This is a genomic window from Rhizobium sp. CF080 (assembly GCF_000282095.2).
Lineage (GTDB): Bacteria > Pseudomonadota > Alphaproteobacteria > Rhizobiales > Rhizobiaceae > Neorhizobium.
In genome coordinates, this window is record NZ_AKKC02000004.1 from 738,315 (window position 1) to 755,636 (window position 17,322).

Annotated in this window: 18 protein-coding genes and 1 pseudogene; 15 read left to right on the forward strand and 4 right to left on the reverse strand. The window is 61.9% G+C overall.

Features of this window, described 5'->3' with window-relative positions:
* The first annotated feature begins 140 nt into the window (after positions 1–140).
* From PMI07_RS10530 to PMI07_RS10595, 14 genes and pseudogenes are all read left to right on the forward strand, one after another.
* Positions 141–1,487 carry an extracellular solute-binding protein gene (locus PMI07_RS10530; RefSeq protein WP_007759927.1) on the forward strand — a complete coding sequence of 449 codons (1,347 nt, stop codon included), beginning with the start codon at positions 141–143 and terminating at the stop codon, positions 1,485–1,487.
* 130 nt (positions 1,488–1,617) lie between these two features.
* Positions 1,618–2,919: a sugar ABC transporter permease gene (locus PMI07_RS10535; protein ID WP_037086181.1), complete on the forward strand. Its 1,302-nt coding sequence runs from the start codon at positions 1,618–1,620 to the stop codon at positions 2,917–2,919.
* 2 nt (positions 2,920–2,921) lie between these two features.
* Positions 2,922–3,764: a carbohydrate ABC transporter permease gene (locus tag PMI07_RS10540; protein WP_007759929.1), complete on the forward strand. Its 843-nt coding sequence runs from the start codon at positions 2,922–2,924 to the stop codon at positions 3,762–3,764.
* Positions 3,764–4,819, forward strand: coding sequence for an ABC transporter ATP-binding protein (locus tag PMI07_RS10545; protein WP_007759931.1), 1,056 nt, complete (start codon positions 3,764–3,766; stop codon positions 4,817–4,819). Before PMI07_RS10540 ends, PMI07_RS10545 begins: the two co-directional genes overlap by 1 nt.
* 11 nt (positions 4,820–4,830) lie before the next feature.
* A pseudogene (locus tag PMI07_RS34840) lies at positions 4,831–5,565 on the forward strand (glycerophosphodiester phosphodiesterase); the annotation flags it as partial.
* Between the two features lie 6 nt (positions 5,566–5,571).
* Complete coding sequence (locus PMI07_RS34845) at positions 5,572–6,570, forward strand: LacI family DNA-binding transcriptional regulator (protein WP_037086559.1); 999 nt, start codon at positions 5,572–5,574, stop codon at positions 6,568–6,570.
* On the forward strand, positions 6,571–7,395 hold the full coding sequence (locus PMI07_RS10560) for an inositol monophosphatase family protein (RefSeq protein WP_007759933.1): 825 nt from the start codon (positions 6,571–6,573) through the stop codon (positions 7,393–7,395).
* A gap of 98 nt (positions 7,396–7,493) precedes the next feature.
* Positions 7,494–8,528 carry a LacI family DNA-binding transcriptional regulator gene (locus PMI07_RS10565; protein WP_024163723.1) on the forward strand — a complete coding sequence of 345 codons (1,035 nt, stop codon included), beginning with the start codon at positions 7,494–7,496 and terminating at the stop codon, positions 8,526–8,528.
* 109 nt (positions 8,529–8,637) lie between these two features.
* Positions 8,638–9,306 (forward strand): amino acid ABC transporter permease, encoded by a 669-nt coding sequence (locus PMI07_RS10570; RefSeq protein WP_007766978.1) that lies wholly within the window; start codon positions 8,638–8,640, stop codon positions 9,304–9,306.
* Between the two features lie 16 nt (positions 9,307–9,322).
* Positions 9,323–9,979: an amino acid ABC transporter permease gene (locus PMI07_RS10575; RefSeq protein ID WP_081760786.1), complete on the forward strand. Its 657-nt coding sequence runs from the start codon at positions 9,323–9,325 to the stop codon at positions 9,977–9,979.
* Between the two features lie 50 nt (positions 9,980–10,029).
* On the forward strand, positions 10,030–10,830 hold the full coding sequence (locus tag PMI07_RS10580) for a transporter substrate-binding domain-containing protein (RefSeq protein WP_007766982.1): 801 nt from the start codon (positions 10,030–10,032) through the stop codon (positions 10,828–10,830).
* Positions 10,831–10,865: 35 nt separating this feature from the next.
* Positions 10,866–11,645, forward strand: coding sequence for an amino acid ABC transporter ATP-binding protein (locus PMI07_RS10585; RefSeq protein ID WP_007766985.1), 780 nt, complete (start codon positions 10,866–10,868; stop codon positions 11,643–11,645).
* A gap of 69 nt (positions 11,646–11,714) precedes the next feature.
* Complete coding sequence (locus PMI07_RS10590; RefSeq protein ID WP_051484171.1) at positions 11,715–12,617, forward strand: 2-hydroxyacid dehydrogenase; 903 nt, start codon at positions 11,715–11,717, stop codon at positions 12,615–12,617.
* Positions 12,618–12,630: 13 nt separating this feature from the next.
* Positions 12,631–12,954 carry an EthD protein gene (locus tag PMI07_RS10595; RefSeq protein WP_007766993.1) on the forward strand — a complete coding sequence of 108 codons (324 nt, stop codon included), beginning with the start codon at positions 12,631–12,633 and terminating at the stop codon, positions 12,952–12,954.
* Positions 12,955–12,972: 18 nt separating this feature from the next.
* Here PMI07_RS10595 and PMI07_RS10600 read toward each other — a convergent pair whose 3' ends face one another.
* The 4 genes from PMI07_RS10600 to PMI07_RS10615 form a co-directional block, all read right to left on the reverse strand.
* A complete protein-coding gene (locus tag PMI07_RS10600) occupies positions 12,973–13,395 on the reverse strand; it encodes a VOC family protein (protein ID WP_007766998.1) in 423 nt (140 codons plus the stop codon).
* Between the two features lie 119 nt (positions 13,396–13,514).
* The gene (locus PMI07_RS10605; protein WP_245277122.1) at positions 13,515–14,279 is read right to left on the reverse strand and encodes an AraC family transcriptional regulator; all 765 of its coding nucleotides are present in this window, start codon (positions 14,277–14,279) and stop codon (positions 13,515–13,517) included.
* A gap of 118 nt (positions 14,280–14,397) precedes the next feature.
* Positions 14,398–15,237, reverse strand: coding sequence for a tryptophan 2,3-dioxygenase (gene kynA / locus PMI07_RS10610; protein WP_007767001.1), 840 nt, complete (start codon positions 15,235–15,237; stop codon positions 14,398–14,400).
* A gap of 24 nt (positions 15,238–15,261) precedes the next feature.
* Positions 15,262–15,915 (reverse strand): glutathione S-transferase, encoded by a 654-nt coding sequence (locus PMI07_RS10615; RefSeq protein WP_007767012.1) that lies wholly within the window; start codon positions 15,913–15,915, stop codon positions 15,262–15,264.
* Positions 15,916–16,031: 116 nt separating this feature from the next.
* Here PMI07_RS10615 and phaZ point away from each other — a divergent pair, with 116 nt between their 5' ends.
* A complete protein-coding gene (gene phaZ, locus PMI07_RS10620; RefSeq protein WP_007767015.1) occupies positions 16,032–17,246 on the forward strand; it encodes a polyhydroxyalkanoate depolymerase in 1,215 nt (404 codons plus the stop codon).
* Positions 17,247–17,322 lie beyond the last annotated feature (76 nt).

The window sequence follows — 17,322 nt, forward strand, 5'->3', positions numbered from 1 at the left end:
ACGCGTACATTTTGTCATCCGGGTGTTATGGAGCACCTCTAAACCGCTTCCTGTTGATGATCTTCAGCGCTTCCGGAGCCCTGGGCCGATAGGTCTCTCAGGGTTCGGAAGAAGCCATTTCGCTCTTCGGGGAGTAAACCATGACTGTTCTTCCGATACTCAAATCCGCTACGCTCGCGGCCGTTCTCTTCGCCTCGACCGCGGTCTTCGCCGCCGCCAAGGATGTCACCATCTCCGTCTGGTCCGGCGGTTCCGGACCGAACGACAACTACCGCACCGATGCGTTCGACATCGCTGCCGATATTCTCGAGCGTGAAGCCGCCATCCGCGGCGAACAGCTCAACATCATCGTCCAGAAGACGCCCTATTCCGGTTGGGAAGACTTCAAGCAGGCGCTGACGCTGGCTGCCGAAGCCAAGAAGGCTCCGAACATCGTCGCCACCGGCCATGAAGACATCGGTCCATGGGCACAGGCTGGCCTCATCGTTCCGGTCGAGAACTTCATCGACCTCGATAGCTGGCCGATCAGCGACATCTATCCGAACCTGATGGAGATCACCTCCTTCAACGGCACCGTCTACGGCATCCCGCAGGACGCCGAATCCCGGCCGTTCTTCTTCTGGAAGCCCTATATGAAGGCGATCGGTTATAGCGATGCCGATATCGAGGCTCTTCCGGCCAAGGTTGCAAAGGGCGAATATACGCTCAAGAACGTGCTTGAAGACGCCAAGAAGATGCAGGACAAGGGCCTCGTCCACGCCGGTTACGGCTTCTATCCGCGTAACAGCAACGGTCCGGACTACTGGCAGTTCTACACGTCCTTCGGCGGCGTGATGGAAGAGGAAGGCAAGCTCGTCTTCGACAAGGCCGCGATGAAGCGCACCTACCAGTATTTCGCCGATCTCGTGAAGGCCGGTGTCACCAAGAAGAACCATATCGGCATGCCCGGCGACCAGTGGTGGAAGGAAGTCGCCACTGGCAAGGCGGGCATCTGGCACGGCGGCACCTGGCATTATGCACGCCTCGTAAACCAGGAAGGCCTCAAGGACTTCTTCAACAATGTTCAGTTCACGCTGACGCCGGCCGGCGAAGGCGGCAAGTCCAACACGCTGACCCATCCGCTCGCCTACCTGCTGATGGCCGGCCATACCGACGAAGAGACCCGGATCGCTGCCGACCTGATCAAGATCGCTTCCGAGCCGCGCATCAACGCGCTGCATGCGATCAAGTCGGCCCATCTCGGCATCTCGCCGTCGGAAACCAAGGTCGACCTCTACGCCGCCGACCGCTGGGCTTCCGAGGCCACCGAGCGCCTGCTGCCGCATGCCAACGCCATGCCGAACAATGCCGATTTCGGCAAATATTGGACGATCATGTGGAAGAACCTCGAAGCATCCTGGACGGGTGCCAAGACGGTCGATGCCGCGGTCAACGATGCCGAAACCGAGCTGAAATCGACGCTCGGCGCAGCGATCATCATCCGCTGATGCAAGGCGACTTATCTCGCTCATCCAGGGCGGGATAAGTCGTTCGCCTTTCGGGCGAAACTCCTCGCCCCGAACCGCGGGCGGCGTCGCTCCGCCGCCCGCATCCCATTCGTATCCCAAGGCTTCACCCATGCGAACGTCACGAACGCTCGGACTGGTGATGATCGCCCCCGCGGCGGTCATGATCTTCCTGTTCTTCCTGATGCCGGTCGTGCTGACCGCCATCTTCGCCATGACCAATATGAGCACCGCCACCGGCATTTCCGGCGGGGTGTGGCAGGTCACGCAAGGTGCCGTCAACCGGCTGAAGGCCGACATGCCGGAGCTTGCGAGTGGCATCGCCGAGCCGCGCTTCGTGATCGACGAGGAAGGTCTTGCAGCTCTCGAAGCCCTGAAGCTCAAGGCCGGCTTCACCGCCGAACTGCGCACCAGCCACATGGGCGAGGTCTTCCCGTCGCGCCGCGAGGCGGAGCGGGTGATCAAGGCGCTGAAGGACCGGCCCTCGACCCGCGAGGTCAAGCAGATCTCCGACCTCTTCAACCGCTCTGTGCTCAACACCCGTTTTGAAACGCGCGACGAACTGATGGCGAGCCTCAAGAGGCTGGGTTTCACGCTGACGCCGGCCGAACAGGAGACGGTCGCCAAAGCCACCTATACCGGCTGGGTGTGGACGACGGAAAACTTCCGGATCATCGCAAATTCGCCGGACATGGCGCAGATCTTCCTCAACACCGCCTTCTACGTCTCGGTGACGCTGCTCGTCTTCAACGTCAGCTACGCACTCTTCCTCGCCATCACCACCCACTACATGCCGGCTTCGACCGCATCCATCTTCCGTGCCATCTGGCTGCTGCCGCGCATCACGCCGGTCGTCATCTACGTGTTGATGTGGAAATGGCTGACCTGGGACAGCGGCTTCATCTCGATGTTCATGGGCCAGTTCGGCTATCCGCCGAAGAACTACCTGCTCGACAGCGCCTATAACGCCTGGTTCTTCGTGATCCTGATCAACGGCTTCATCGGCGCCTCGATGGGCATGCTGGTCTTCTCGTCCGCCATCAAGGCGATCCCCCAGGCGCACTTCCATGCAAGCGAGGTAGATGGCGCCAGCCGCTGGCAGCAGGTCCGCCACATCATCCTGCCGCAGCTGCGCTGGCCGATCCTGTTCGTCACGTGTTACCAGACGCTGTCGCTTCTCGCCTCCTTCAACGAGATCCTGCTCTCGACCCGCGGCGGCCCGGGCAAGGCGACCGAGGTGTGGTCGCTCGCCGCCTACCATACCGCCCTGCAGAACTATACCGGCAATCTGGAATATGGGCTGGGGGCGGCCATGGCGCTGGTGCTGGTGGTGGTCGGCATCGTGCTGTCGCTCATCTATCTGCGCATCTTCCGTTACGATACGCTGATCTCCAAGCCGCTGATCGAGGATTGAGCATGGCCGAAAAACCGCAAACCTCGGCGAATTTCTCAAGCGTCCCCGTGATCCTGCTGCTCGGCCTTTTCAGCCTGCCGCTACTGGTGATGTATGCCTATCTGTTCATCGACACGATCAGCGATACGGAAGTCGGGTCGCTGATCCCCAGCGAGTTCACGCTGCGCCACTGGAGTTTCCTCTGGGAAACCAAGACCGGCAAGCCGAACATCTGGCTCGTCACGCTCAACACCTTCATCTTCGCAAGCTGCATCACCGGCGTTATCCTGACGGTCTCGTCGATGGCAGGTTACGTACTGTCGCGCCTCAACGTGCCGGCGCGCGGCTTCTTCCTTGCCGGCGTCATGGTGTTGCACGCCTTTCCGTCGGTGACGTTGATCATCGCCATCTTCATCGTGCTGCAGTGGATCGGCCTCTACAATTCGCTGATCGGGGTGATCCTGGTCAAAGCCGCGATCGACCTGCCGCTCGGCATCTGGCTGATGAAGGGTTTTTACGACACCGTGCCTTGGGAGATCGAGATGGCGGGCACTGTCGACGGCGCCTCGCGCTTCACGGTCTGGCGCCGGCTCGTGCTGCCGCAGATCAAGCCGGCGATGATGGCGCTCGGGCTGTTCTCCTTCCTCACCGGCTGGAGCGAATTCATCCTGCCGCAGGTGCTGGCGCCTGGCGCGAAGGTCCAGGTCCTGTCGGTCTATCTGGCGAGCCTGATCATCGACGACAACAATTTCGATTTCGGCACCTTCAAGGCCGTCGGCGTCTTCTACGTCGTGCCGGTGCTGATCCTCTACGTCTTCTTCCAGAAACATCTCATGAACATCTATGGCGGAGGCACCAAGGGCTGATGCGTATACTGCTCGACAAGTTTTCCAAGAGTTTCGGCTCCACCAAGGTCATCGAGGACATGGACCTCGAGGTCGGTTCCGGCGAGATGCTGGCCCTGCTCGGGCCTTCCGGCTGCGGCAAGTCGACGACGCTGTTTGCCGTCTGCGGCATCCACCGGCCGACTGCAGGCCGCATCCTGTTCGGCGATCGGGACGTCACCAACCTGCCGAGCCAGGAACGCAATGTCGGCGTCGTCTTCCAATCCTATGCGCTCTATCCGCATATGACGGTGGAGGAGAATATCGGCTTTCCGCTGATGGTGAAGCGAGTCGCCGCCGCCGATATCAAAAAGCAGGTCGCGGACATCGCAGCCCTCGTCCATATCGAAGATCTCCTGGGTCGCCGGCCGGCGCAGCTTTCCGGCGGCCAGCAGCAGCGCGTGGCGCTCGCCCGTGCCTTGATCCGCCGCCCGGACGTGCTTCTCCTCGACGAACCGCTCGCCAATCTCGACGCCAAGCTCCGCCTCGAAATGCGTTCGGAAATCCGCCGGCTGCAGAAGGAGACGGGCATCACCGCCATCCTCGTCACCCATGACCAGGTGGAGGCGATGTCGATGTGCGACCGCATCGCCATCATGAAATCAGGCGAGATCGTCCAGATCGCCACGCCTTCGCAGATGTATAACGACCCGCGCACGTCCTTCGTCGCCAGCTTCCTCGGCAATCCGCCGATCTCCCTCCTCAAGGGCAAGGCAGAGCAGGGGGCTTTCGTGCTCGGCGAAAACGGCTTGCGCCTGCCGCTCGCCGCATTGTCGGGCATTCCCGATGGCACGGCGCTCAGCCTCGGCGTCCGTCCTGAGCATTTCGGGACGGCAGGCGGCGTACCCGTCGAGGGGCGGGTGGTGTTTGCCGAAACGCAAGGGCGCGAAAACCTCTACGACGTCGTGCTGCCGGACGGCTCCGTGCTGCGCTCGATCCAGCCGGTGCGTGACGACGTGAAGCCCGGCGACAGCGTGCGCTGGAACCTCGACAGTGCCTCGACCTTCGTTTTCGCAGAAGACGGCCAGAGATTGTGATGGAGGCTCCGATGCGCGACTTTTCCGCCTTCTTTGCCAAATACGGTTGGCCGGAAAACAAGGGCCGGCTGCCTTTCTGCATCGGCCATCGTGGCGCGAGCGGCCATGAGCGGGAAAACACGCTGACCGCCTTTCGCCGCGCCGCCGAACTCGGCGCCGAAATGTGGGAACTCGACACCCAGATGACCTCGGACGGCGTGGTCGTCATCTCCCATGACGACCATCTGCAACGGGTCTTCCAGAAGGACCTGCACATCTCGCAGATGACCTTTGCCGAGCTGCGCGCGGCGGTACCGGATGTGCCGAGCTTTGCGGAAGTCGCCGCACTCGGCCGGGAGACCGGCTGCGGGCTCTATGTCGAGCTGAAGCGGCCGAGCACCGGCCCGCTCTGCTGGCAGCATCTGAAGGACATGGATCAGCGCTTCGCCTGTCTCGGTTCCTTCGATACCGCCCAGGTGCGCGAACTGCGCGAGATAGGCTGCGATTATCCGCTCTCGGTGCTGATCCGCGTCGGCCACGATCCGCATGCGGCAGGCGAGGCGGCTGGTGCCGACATCCTGCATCTCTGCTGGGAAAAGGCGAGCGACACGCCGCAGGAATTCGTCACCGAGGAACTGATCGACAGGGCTTTTGCCGACGGCAAGGAGATCGTGCTCTGGCATGAGGAGCGGCCGGACGTGCTGAAGGATATCATGGTCCTGCCGGTGCTCGGCATTTGCACCGACTTGCCGGACCTGATGCGGCCGAGGGAAATGAGCGGCATATCCCGCGAGCAGCGGCGCGTCACCTCCTTCGATGTCGCCCGTGCGGCCGGTGTCTCCCGCGCCGCCGTATCACGCGCCTTCACCCCCGATGCCAGCGTTTCGGAAAAAACCCGGCAGAAGGTCTACCAGGCGGCCAAGGAGCTCGGCTATCGGGTCAACTATCTCGCCCGCAGCCTCACCAACAAGCGGTCCGATTTCGTCGGCCTGGTGGCCGCCGGCCTCGACAATCCGTTCCGCACCCAGCAGCTCGAAAACCTGGCCCGCGCGCTGATCGCCCGCAACTACCGGCCGATCCTGCTGCCGACCTCCAAGGAAGCGGACAGCGCCACCGTCATCGGCCAGTTGCTGCATTACGCCGTCTCCGGTGTCATCATCACCTCGGATGCGCCGCCCTCGCATATCTTCGAGGAATGCGCGGTCGAGGGCGTGCCGATCGTGCTGGTCAACAAGGGCGAGGACTTCCCCTTTGTCGACCGGGTCGTTTCCGATGACCGGATGTCGGGTTACACCGCGGTCGACCATCTCGTCGAAACGGGGGCCAAGAAGCTCGCCGTCATCGCCGGCACGTCCGTCTCTTATTCCTCGCGCCGCCGCGCCGAGGCTTTTCAGAGCCGCTGCCAGATGCTCGGGCTCGATGCGCCGCTGATCCCGGTCGCCATCAACGACTATGCCCACGGCCACGAGGCGGCGCAGACGCTGATCGACCTGGGCATCGACGGGGTCTTCTCGGTCAACGACTACATGGCCTGCGGCGTTCTCGACGGGCTCGCCAAGGCCGGCCGGAGCTACGGGTCTGTCAAGGTGATCGGCCATGACGACATCCCTCAGGCAAGCTGGTCGGCCTATGACCTCACCACCTTCGTACAGCCCTGCGACGTACAGGCGGAGCAGGTGATCGATCTCCTGACCAGCCGCATGTCCGAACCGGACGCTGTGGCAAGGGTGGAATTCACGCCGGTGACGCTGGTCAAAAGAAGAAGTGCATAAATGGCATCTGCATTCGATCTCTCCTCTCTGCAATCCCGGGAAAGAACCGCAATCGAGGTCGCCCGCCGGGTCGGCATGCAGGCTGCCGCCTTCCGCGCCGAGGCTCTTCCCGAAACGCTCGGTGTCGAGAACAAGGGCCTGCAGGATTTCGTCACCGTCGCCGACAAGCGGGCGGAAGAAGCGATCCGTGCATCCCTGCTCGGCGAATTCCCCGACGATTCCTTCATGGGCGAGGAGGGTGGGGGGCATTCCGGAGAGCGGGGCACCTGGGTGGTCGACCCGATCGACGGCACCACCAATTTCATCCGAGGCTTTCGCCACTGGGGCGTCTCGATCGCCTTCGTTGCCGGCGGCAAGATCCTGGTGGGCGTGATCTATGACGCGGCGCAGGACCGGGTTTTCCACGCGATCCGGGGTGAGGGGGCCTTCAAGGACGGCAAGCCGATCGCGGTGGCCAGGACCAGCGATCCCAACCACGCGATCGCCATTCTCGGCCATTCCCGCCGCACGGATTTCGAAGACTACCTTGCGATCTCCCGAAAGCTCTACGAGCGCGGTATCGATTACCGCCGCATGGGCGCTGCTGCAATCGGTCTTATCCGCGTTGCTGAGGGCGTGTCCGATCTCTATTACGAACGGCACCTCTCCTCGTGGGACATGCTTGCCGGCGTTCTGATCGCCTCGGAGGCCGGCGCCACGATCGCTGTGCCGCCGCTCGACGAACTGCTTTCCCGCGGCGGGCCGGTGGTTGCCTGTTCGCCGGGTCTTACCGATGAATTCGCCTTCCTGATGGAAATGGAAGGCCTGCTTGCAGATGCGGAGTAATGCGATCAGATAGCAGACGGATTGACCCTGCACATGCCGAGGTCAATGTATAGGGAGGAATCCGTTCGGGTTCCTGACACCTCTGCTAAGTGATTTTGATGCCATTCGAAGACAAAAAGAAAAGCCGCGTGACGCTTCTCGACGTGGCGGCGCGCGCCAATGTGTCGCGCGCGACCGCCTCGCTCGTCATCCGCAAGAGCCCGCTGGTCGGCGCTGACACGCGGGCGCGGGTCGAGGAGGCGATGCGCGAACTCGGTTACGTCTACAATATGGGTGCCGCCCGGCTTAGGGCCGAACGCAGCCATACGGTCGGCGTCGTGGTTCCCAATCTCACCAACCCCTTCTTCGCGGAGCTTCTGTCCGGCATCGAATCGGTGATCGATGCAGCCGGCATGGTGGTGATCCTCGCCAACAGCGGCGATCTTGCCGAGCGGCAGGACATGGTCATGCAGCGCATGCGCGAGCACGGCGTCGACGGCGTGATCATCTGCCCGGCGGCCGCCACCGAACCGGAATTCCTCGGCCGGATGGCGGAATGGGGCCTGCCGCTGGTGCAGGCGCTCAGGCATATATCCGACGATATCGACTATGCCGGCGTGAACTATGCCGCCGGCATGCGGGAGGCAGTCGGTCATCTCGCCTCGCTCGGCCATCGCCGGATCGCCTTCGCGGTGCACGGGCCTGTTCACTCCGCCTATCTGGAGCGAATCGAAGGTTTTCGCGATGCGATGTTTTCCCGTGGCTTCGATCCGGACCTGATCATCCGCGTTTCCGATCAGACGGCGCAGATCCCCGGTTCGGCACATCTGCTGTTCGAAAACCCGGACAAGCCGACCGCGGTCGTCTGCTTCAACGACGTGATCGCGCTTGGCCTCTCCGCCGGGCTTCACGATCTTGGGCTGAAGGTCGGCGAGAATTTTTCGCTGATCGGCTTCGACGACGTCGCCGAGGCCGAGGTGATCCGGCCGCGGCTCACCTCCGTCTCCACCGCGCCGGTGACGATCGGCGAAAATGCAGCGCGCATGCTACTCGACCGCCTGACCGATCCGCTCCTGCCACCTCGCAGGGTTGTAAAGGAGACGCAGCTGCATATCCGCCAGTCCTGTGGGCCAATCGCCGGTCCGGCTCTATGATAATCCGTTAATTCCCGGTTGACGACCGGTTGAAAAGCTTTTAGATCGATCTAAATGGATGGGCACCGCAGAGGAGTGGTGCTTTTCGACATTATTGGGGAGGTCCCAATTGTATAATTTCAATTTCGAGCCCGTGTTTGCGGGTTTCGACCAGCTTCTTCTCGGCGCCTGGCTGACGATCCAGCTTTCCGTCGCCGCGATGATCATCGGCCTGATCGTCTCGATCGCCTGCGCCGCCGGCAAGACGTCCGGCATCGCGCCGCTGCGCTTCCTGATCGACGCCTATATCGAGGTCATCCGCAACACGCCGTTCCTGGTGCAGATCTTCTTCATCTTCTTCGGCCTGCCGTCGCTCGGGATTTTCCTGACGCCGAACAGCGCTGCGCTCGTGGCGCTGGTCGTCAATTTCGGCGCCTATGGCACGGAAATCATCCGCGCCGGCATCGAATCGATCCAGAAGGGGCAGATCGAGGCCGGCACGGCGCTCGGCCTCTCGAAGCTGCAGATCTTCCGCTATATCATCATGAAGCCGGCGCTCAGGACCGTCTATCCGTCGCTGACCAGCCAGTTCATCTACCTGATGCTGACCTCGAGCGTCGTCTCGGCGATCTCGGCCGACGACCTTGCCGCTGCCGGCAACAATCTGCAGTCGCAAACCTTCGCGAGCTTCGAGGTCTATATCGTCATCACGATCATGTATCTCGTCATGTCGGTCGGTTTCTCGACCATCTTTTCGGCGATCGAGAAGGCCGCCTTCAAATATCCGTTGAGCCGATAGGAGCCTGACCATGCCATTGATCAGACCTTTCGGCATCAACGAATTCTGGATCATCGTGCTTGCCGCGCAATGGACGATCGCGCTGTCGGCGATCGCCTTTGCCGGCGGCGGCATCGGTGGCCTGCTGATCGCGCTCATGCGCGTCTCGGATGCCAAATGGCCGCGGCTGATCGCCACCGGCTTTATCCGTGTCTTCCAAGGAACGCCGCTTCTGATGCAGCTCTTCCTGGTGTTCTTCGGTATGAACATCCTCGGCTTCGCCATCAACCCCTGGCTTGCGGCAACCGTCGCGCTCACCCTGCATGCCAGCGCCTTCCTCGGCGAAATCTGGCGCGGCTGCATCGAGGCGGTTCCGCCCGGCCAGCGCGAAGCTGCCACCGCACTCGGCTTGCGCTATTTCAACCGCATGCGTTACGTCGTGCTGCCGCAGGCCTCGAAGATTGCCGTAGCCCCGACGGTCGGCTTCCTGGTGCAGCTCATCAAGGGCACGTCGCTTGCGGCAATCATCGGTTTTACGGAGCTCACCCGCCAGGGCCAGATCATCAACAACGCAACATTCAGCCCGTTCATGGTGTTCGGCACGGTGGCGGCGGTCTATTTCGTCCTCTGCTGGCCGCTCTCGGTACTGGCGCGTCGCATGGAAATCAGATTCTCCCGCGCAACGGCGCGTTGACGGGACCCGAGCCGGAGGGAGGAAACCGGTGCAACAGAAAGGGTAGGAAAATGAACATTTCTAGACGCGTGGTTATGGCTGTCATCGGCGCAGGCCTGATGATGGGCGCAGGCGCCTCCACCGCATCGGCGCAGACCGTCGAAAGCATCAAGTCCACAGGCACCGTGAAGATCGGCATGCTTGTCGACTTCCCGCCATTCGGCATCATGAACACCTCGAACGAGCCGGACGGTTACGACGCCGACGTGGCAAAGCTGCTCGCCAAGGAATTCGGCGTGAAGGTGCAGATCGTTCCGGTCACCGGCCCGAACCGCATTCCTTACCTGCAGAGCAACCAGGTCGACCTGCTCGTCGCCTCGCTCGGCATCACCGAAGAGCGCGCCAAGAGCGTCGATTTCTCGCAGCCCTATGCCGGCATTTCGATCGGCGTTTTCGGCGCCAAGGCGACCGCAGTCTCCAAGCCGGAAGATCTCTCGGGCAAGACGATCGGCGTCGCCCGTGCCTCGACCCAGGATACCGGCGTGACGAAGATCGCTCCGGCCGACGCCAAGATCCAGCGTTTCGACGACGACGCCAGCGCCGTCCAGGCCCTGCTGTCCGGCCAGGTCCAGCTGATCGGCGTCTCCAACGTCGTCGCCGCCCAGATCGAAAAGGCCGCTCCCGGCCGCTTTACCCAGAAACTGCAGCTCAGCCAGCAGGTTCAGGGCATCGCCGTCCGCAAGGGCTCGGCCGAACTGCTGACGGCTGTCAACGCCTTCATCGCCAAGGTCAAGGCCAATGGTGAACTCGGCAAGATCCATGAAAAGTGGCTCGGCGCTCCGCTGCCGGACTTCGTCGCCAACGCCAAGTAAGACCAGAACTGACTATCGAAAGGGAGTTCCTCGCAATGACTGAGGTGAACGCAAACGCATCGGCCGCGGCCACGCGAGGAACTTCCGAACTCGCCGTCAGGATGGAAGGCGTCAACAAGTGGTATGGCGGCTTCCACGCGCTGAAGGATGTCGACCTGTCGGTCAACCGGGGGGAGCGCATCGTCATCTGCGGCCCGTCCGGCTCAGGCAAGTCGACGCTGATCCGCTGCATCAACCAGCTGGAGACGATCCAGAAGGGCAGGATCGTCGTCGATGGCCATGACCTCACGGCCGGCGGCAAGAATGTCGATATCGTCCGCCAGGAGACCGGCATGGTCTTCCAGCAGTTCAACCTTTTCCCGCATATGACGGTTCTGGAAAACTGCACGCTGGCGCCGATGAAGGTGCGCGGCATTTCCAAGGTCGAGGCGGAAAAGACCGCCCGCAAATACCTGGAGCGGGTGCGCATTCCCGAACAGGCCGAAAAATACCCGGCTCAGCTTTCCGGCGGCCAGCAGCAGCGCGTCGCGATCGCCCGCGCACTCTGCATGAACCCGAAGATCATGCTGTTCGACGAGCCGACCTCGGCCCTCGACCCGGAAATGGTCAAGGAAGTGCTCGACACCATGATCGACCTCGCCAAGGAGGGCATGACCATGCTCTGCGTCACCCATGAAATGGGCTTTGCCCGCCAGGTCGCCGACCGGGTGATCTTCATGGACCGCGGCGAAATCCTCGAAACGGCCGTGCCGGAAGAATTCTTCGGCAATCCCAAGAACGAGCGCCTGAAGATCTTCCTCGGACAGATCTCTTAAAACCGCTGCCACCAATCGAAATACGGAGTACCGGACGTGAAACCAGATATCCTGCTCGTCGAACCGTTGATGAAATTCATCGAGGACCAGCTCGATGCCGCCTATACGGTCCGCCGGATGTATGACCCGTCGCAGAAGGCGGCGATCGAAGCGGCCTTGCCGAACATCCGCGCCGTCGCGACCGGCGGTGGAACCGGCCTCTCCAACGAATGGATCGAGAAGATGCCGGCGCTTGGCGTCATCGCCATCAACGGCGTCGGCACCGACAAGGTCGATCTCAAATTCACCCGCAGCCGCAATATCGACGTCACTACCACGCCCGGCGTGCTGACCGATGATGTCGCCGACATGGGCATCGCGCTGATGCTCGCAGTGCTGCGCCATATCGCCAGGGGCGACGCCTTCGTGCGCGCCGGCAAGTGGGGCAAGGAAAACTTCCCGCTCGGCAACAGCCCGAAAGGCAAGCGCCTCGGCATTCTCGGCCTCGGCCAGATAGGCAAGGCTTTTGGCCGCCGCGCCGAAGCCTTCGGCATGGACGTCCGCTTCTGGAACCGCTCGCCGGTCAAGGACACGACCTGGAAGTCCTGCGCCTCGCCGGTGGCACTGGCTGAAGACAGCGACGTGCTGTGCGTCATCGTTGCCGCGAATGCTGCGACCCAGAACATCGTCAATACCGAGGTGCTGAAGGCGCTGGGGCCGAAGGGTATTCTTATCAATATCGCGCGCGGCAGCGTTGTCGACGAGGACGCGCTGCTCGCGGCCCTTAACGACGGCACGATCGGCGCCGCCGGTCTCGACGTCTATCTCAACGAACCGCGCATTCGCGAAGATTTCTTCACGGCGCCGAACACGGTGCTGATGCCTCATCAGGGCAGCGCCACGGTTGAGACCCGCGTCGCCATGGGCGAGCTGGTGCTTGCCAATATCGCCGCACATTTCGCCGGCGAAAAGCCGCCGACTACCGTCAACTGAACAGAGAAATACTATGATCATCCGTCAGGCCTTTTTCGAAGGCACGATCCATACCGGCCGGGAAGAGGCGTTCAAGGCCTATGTGGCCGAGAAGCTGATGCCCATGTGGCTCGCCTTTCCGGGCATCAAGGAAGTCCGCGTGCTCTATAATATCGAGCGGGACGAGGGCGCCCCGTCCTACCCGATGGTGCTGTCGACCATGTACGAAAGCCGCGAAGCGCTGGCCGCTGCCCTCGAATCGCCGGTGCGTTACGAGAGCCGGGACATGACCAAGGGCCTGCTCACCATGTTCGACGGCCACATCCATCATCACGTCTTCGATCTCGCGCTGAGCTGAGGTCCTTCCGGTCGTCGGTCAACCGCCGGCGGCCCTCGTGCTCGAGCCCGGCGCGCGATAAGCGGGCGTATTCGGCTCGAACAGTTCGATCAGGTTTCCGGATGGGTCTTCGAGCAGAATCTGCTTGCCTCCCGTTCCCTGGATGATCTCGTTGCGGAAACCGCAGCCAGCCAGCTTCAGCCGTTCAACCATCCCATCCAGATCCTCGACGGTAAGATGGATACGGTTCCAGCCCCCGGGCGCTTGCTGTTCTCCGGACGGCATCGGTGCACCCCCGCCACCCCGCGGGTTCGGCTGGGAGAGATAAAGATGCATGTCGCCGCGCGAGATTTCCGCAAAGGGCGGGGCGGGATGCATCTCGAGCTTGAAGCCGAGATGCGCGGTATAGAAATCGATGGCGGCGTTCACGTCATTGACGATGTATCGGAAGCATGCGGCCATGGTCTGCCCTCCTGAAGCCGGTTGGATATCCGAAGCGAAGGGTAATCCTGCTGCGACAGACGGCAAGCGCCATCTGTGTTCATGGGTACAGCCATCGGTTCCTGCGATGAAATCTGCGACTAACGCAGCGCTCGCGCATAGGCGCCAGGGGAAAGGCCAAAACTTCGTGTAAAGATCCGCGTCATATGGCTTTGGTCGGAAAAACCGCTGGCGAGCGCCGCTTCAGCAAGTCTCGTGCCGGTGGCGATCAGTTTTCGGGCGAGCTGGATGCGCCGCTGGAGCAGGTAGGCGTGGGGGGTAAGCCCCATCGCCTTGTCGAAAGCCCGCAAAAGCTGAAACTGGTTGAGGTTGGCGAGGTCTGCGAGATCGGCAAGAGTGACCTCATTGGCCGGATCGTCGTCGATCCGTTGCCGCACGGCTCTTATCCCCGCAGGAACAGGTTTTAACGTCGGCGCCTCCCGCATGACCTCGGCGAGCAGCGTGAGTAGCAATTCCTGGCGGCGGAGACCGGCGCCGGCCGCGTTCATGGTCATAACCTGGAAAAGCCGGCGCATCGTCCCGGCGAGCGGCGCTTGCCTCAGCACCGGATCGGTAAACTCGAAATCGCCGGGTCTGCCCTGCAGGATATCGGCCGCGGCACGGGCGATCACATCCGGATCGAAATAGAGCATCTGCCAGAAACGGCCCTCGTCGCCGATCGGCGCGCCGTCATGTACTTCGCCGGGATTGACGGTGATGAGGTCGCCCGGTCCGGCTTCCACCGGACCGCGGCCGCTTGCGGATTTCTGGGCGCCGCTCTCGATCACGCCAATGCCGAACTGGTCATGGGTGTGGCGGGCGAAATGGTGGTCAGAGCGGGCCACGACCGCCTGCACGCCGGTCATGCCGCATCGAAACATCCGAAACCCGTTTTGTCCCTTCGTCCGCATCGGCTCCTCGCTTTTGAGCCAGCATAACCCGGCTCAAGAAGATCACCAACCGGCGCTTCCAGCCGCGCGCAGCTTACAGGACGGTGCGCACCCGCCAGAGTTCGGGGAACAGTTCGACCTCCAGCATCTTCTTGAGATATGACGTTCCCGAGGTGCCGCCGGTGCCGCGCTTGAAGCCGATCACCCGTTCCACCGTGGTGACGTGATTGAATCGCCAACGGCGGAAATAGTCCTCGAAATCGACCAGCTTTTCGGCGAGTTCGTAAAGCTCCCAATAGGTGCCGGGCGCACCATAGACCTGTTTCCAGGCCTCCAATACCTGCTCGTTCTCGCTGCGTTTCGTGCGCCAGTCGGTTCTCGCCGCGTCTCCACCAATATCGAACCCGCGCCGGGCAAGCAGCATCAGCGCCTCGTCGTAAAGGCTCGGGCGGGCGAGGATGCCTTCCAGCATCTCGATGACATCGGGCCGATGCGCATGTGGGCCGAGCATGGCGAGATTGCGGTTGCCGGCAAGGAATTCGATCGCCCGGTACTGATAGGACTGGAATCCGGAGGACTGGCCGAGCGAGGCGCGGAATTCGGTGTATTCGCTGGGCGTCATGGTGCGCAGCACGTCCCAGGCATTGTTGAGCTGTTCGAAGATGCGGGCGACGCGGCTGAGCATCTTGAAGGCCGGCTGCGGATTGTCGTTGCGGATCGCCGAGATCGCCGAGGTGATCTCGTGGATGGCGAGCTTCATCCACAGTTCGGAGGTCTGGTGCTGGATAATGAACAGCAGTTCGTCATGGGCCGTCGAGATCGGCGCCTGCGCGTCGAGCACCTTTTCGAGATGCAGGTAGTCGGAATAGGACATTTTCTCGCGGAAGGACATTTCCGCGCCGTCAGCGCTGGGATCGTAGGGTTTCGAGCTCATGATGTCCGATATGTCTTCCGCGGCCTAGAATTCCACTTCCAACTCTACGATTTCGTCCGGTTCGGCAAGTGCACCTTCAGTCCATTCGAGCATCAGCGGCCAGGCTAGGACCATCTCCGCATAAGCCGCGAGCTTTGGTTCGAGTTCGACCGCATAGGTGCGGAAACGGGTGCAGACGGGCGCATACATCGCGTCCGCCACCGTTGGATTGGCGCCGAACAGCCAAGGGCCACCGCTCGCCTCCAGGCATTCGGACCAGATCGTCTTGACGCGTTCGACATCCGGCCGGGCGCCGGAAAAGATCTTGAAACGCTCGTGCCTAGCCTTGAGGTTCATCGGCAGGGCGGAGCGCAGATTGTGGAAGCCCGAATGCATTTCCCCCGAAACCGCGCGACAGCGGGCGCGGTCGGCAATGTCGGCGGGCCAGAGACCGGCTTCCGGCGTGACCTCGTTCAGATATTCGGCGATCGCCAGCGTATCCCAGACAGTGACGTCGTTATGGGTCAGCCGAGGCACCAGCACGGAGGGCGACAGAAGCAGCAGTTCCTGGCGCGCGTCGTCATTCATCTCGACCAGCACTTCCTCGAAATCAAGACCTGCCATGCGGCACAGGAGCCAGCCCCGCAGCGACCAGGAGGAATAGTTTTTCGAAGAGATCGTCAGTGCCGCCTGCGTCATCAGTTTTCAACCCTTGCCGGACAATCATACTTGTCGCTTACAATCTTCTCGCATCGCGAGACATATTGCACTAGCATTTTTGCACTGCCGCATTTTAGCGGCGCGGGGGTCCGTTCATGCTCTACCAGGCCTATCAATTCCAGGACGACATCCTCGCCCCGATGCGGGATCTGGCCCGACGCCTGCAACTGATGTCCTCCACACTGTTTTTCGGTGCCGGAAGCGAGATGGGCCGGCATGCGGCCGCCGCACTTGAACTGATGTCGCGCTTCAAGATCACCCATGAGCGGCCGGAGTTTGAGATCACCTCGGTCACGATCGGCAATCGCGACGTGCCGATCGCTGTTGAGACGGCACTCGACCTGCCCTTCGGGCGACTCCTGCATTTTGTCGCGGACGTCGATACGCCCCGCCCGCGGGTGTTGGTGGTCGCTCCGCTCTCAGGCCATTTCGCGACGCTGCTGCGCGGCACTGTCCAGACGCTGCTGAAGGACCATGACGTCTACGTCACCGACTGGGCCAATGCGCGGGATGTGTCAACGTCCGCTGGCCGTTTCGGCATGGACGACTATGTCGACTATATTATCCGCTTCCTGGAAGAGATCGGCCCCCGCGGCCATATCCTCGCCGTCTGCCAACCCTGCGTCCAGGCGCTCGTCGCAGTCGCCGTGATGTCCGAGGCGAAAAACCCGGCAACCCCGCGCACCATGACGCTGATGGCCGGACCGGTCGATACCCGCGAGAGCCCGACCAAGGTCAACGAACTGGCCGTGTCGAAGCCGCTGTCCTGGTTCAAGAGCGAGTTGATCACCGGCGTTCCGATGGGTTTTCCGGGCAGCGGACGGCGCGTCTATCCGGGCTTCCTGCAGCTGGTCGCCTTCATGAGCATGAACATGGAGCGTCATGTGGAGGCGCATCGCAAGCTCTACGGCCATCTCGCCAAGGGCGAGACGGCCGAGGCGAACAAGATCAAGCATTTCTACGACGAATATTTCGCGGTGCTCGACATGACCGAGGAATTCTACATCGAGACGATCGATCGCGTCTTCCAGAGGGCGGAGCTCGCGAACGGCACCTACACCCATCATGGCCGGAAGGTGGATCCCAACCATATCCACGCCACAGCGCTTCTGACCGTCGAGGGCGGGCGCGACGATATCTGCGGGCTCGGACAGACCTCGGCCGCCCACGATCTCTGCCATTCGCTGCGCCCGCATCTGCGGCGCCATCATTTGCAGGCGAATGTCGGGCATTACGGCGTCTTCAGCGGCCGCCGCTGGGAGAAAGAGATCTATCCCGTCGTCCGCAACATGATCCTCGCGATGGAATAGCCTAAAACCGCTCGGTCTCGCGGCGCTGACTTGCATACGATCCAGTATCTGCTGTATGCAATGAATGGGCAGGAGA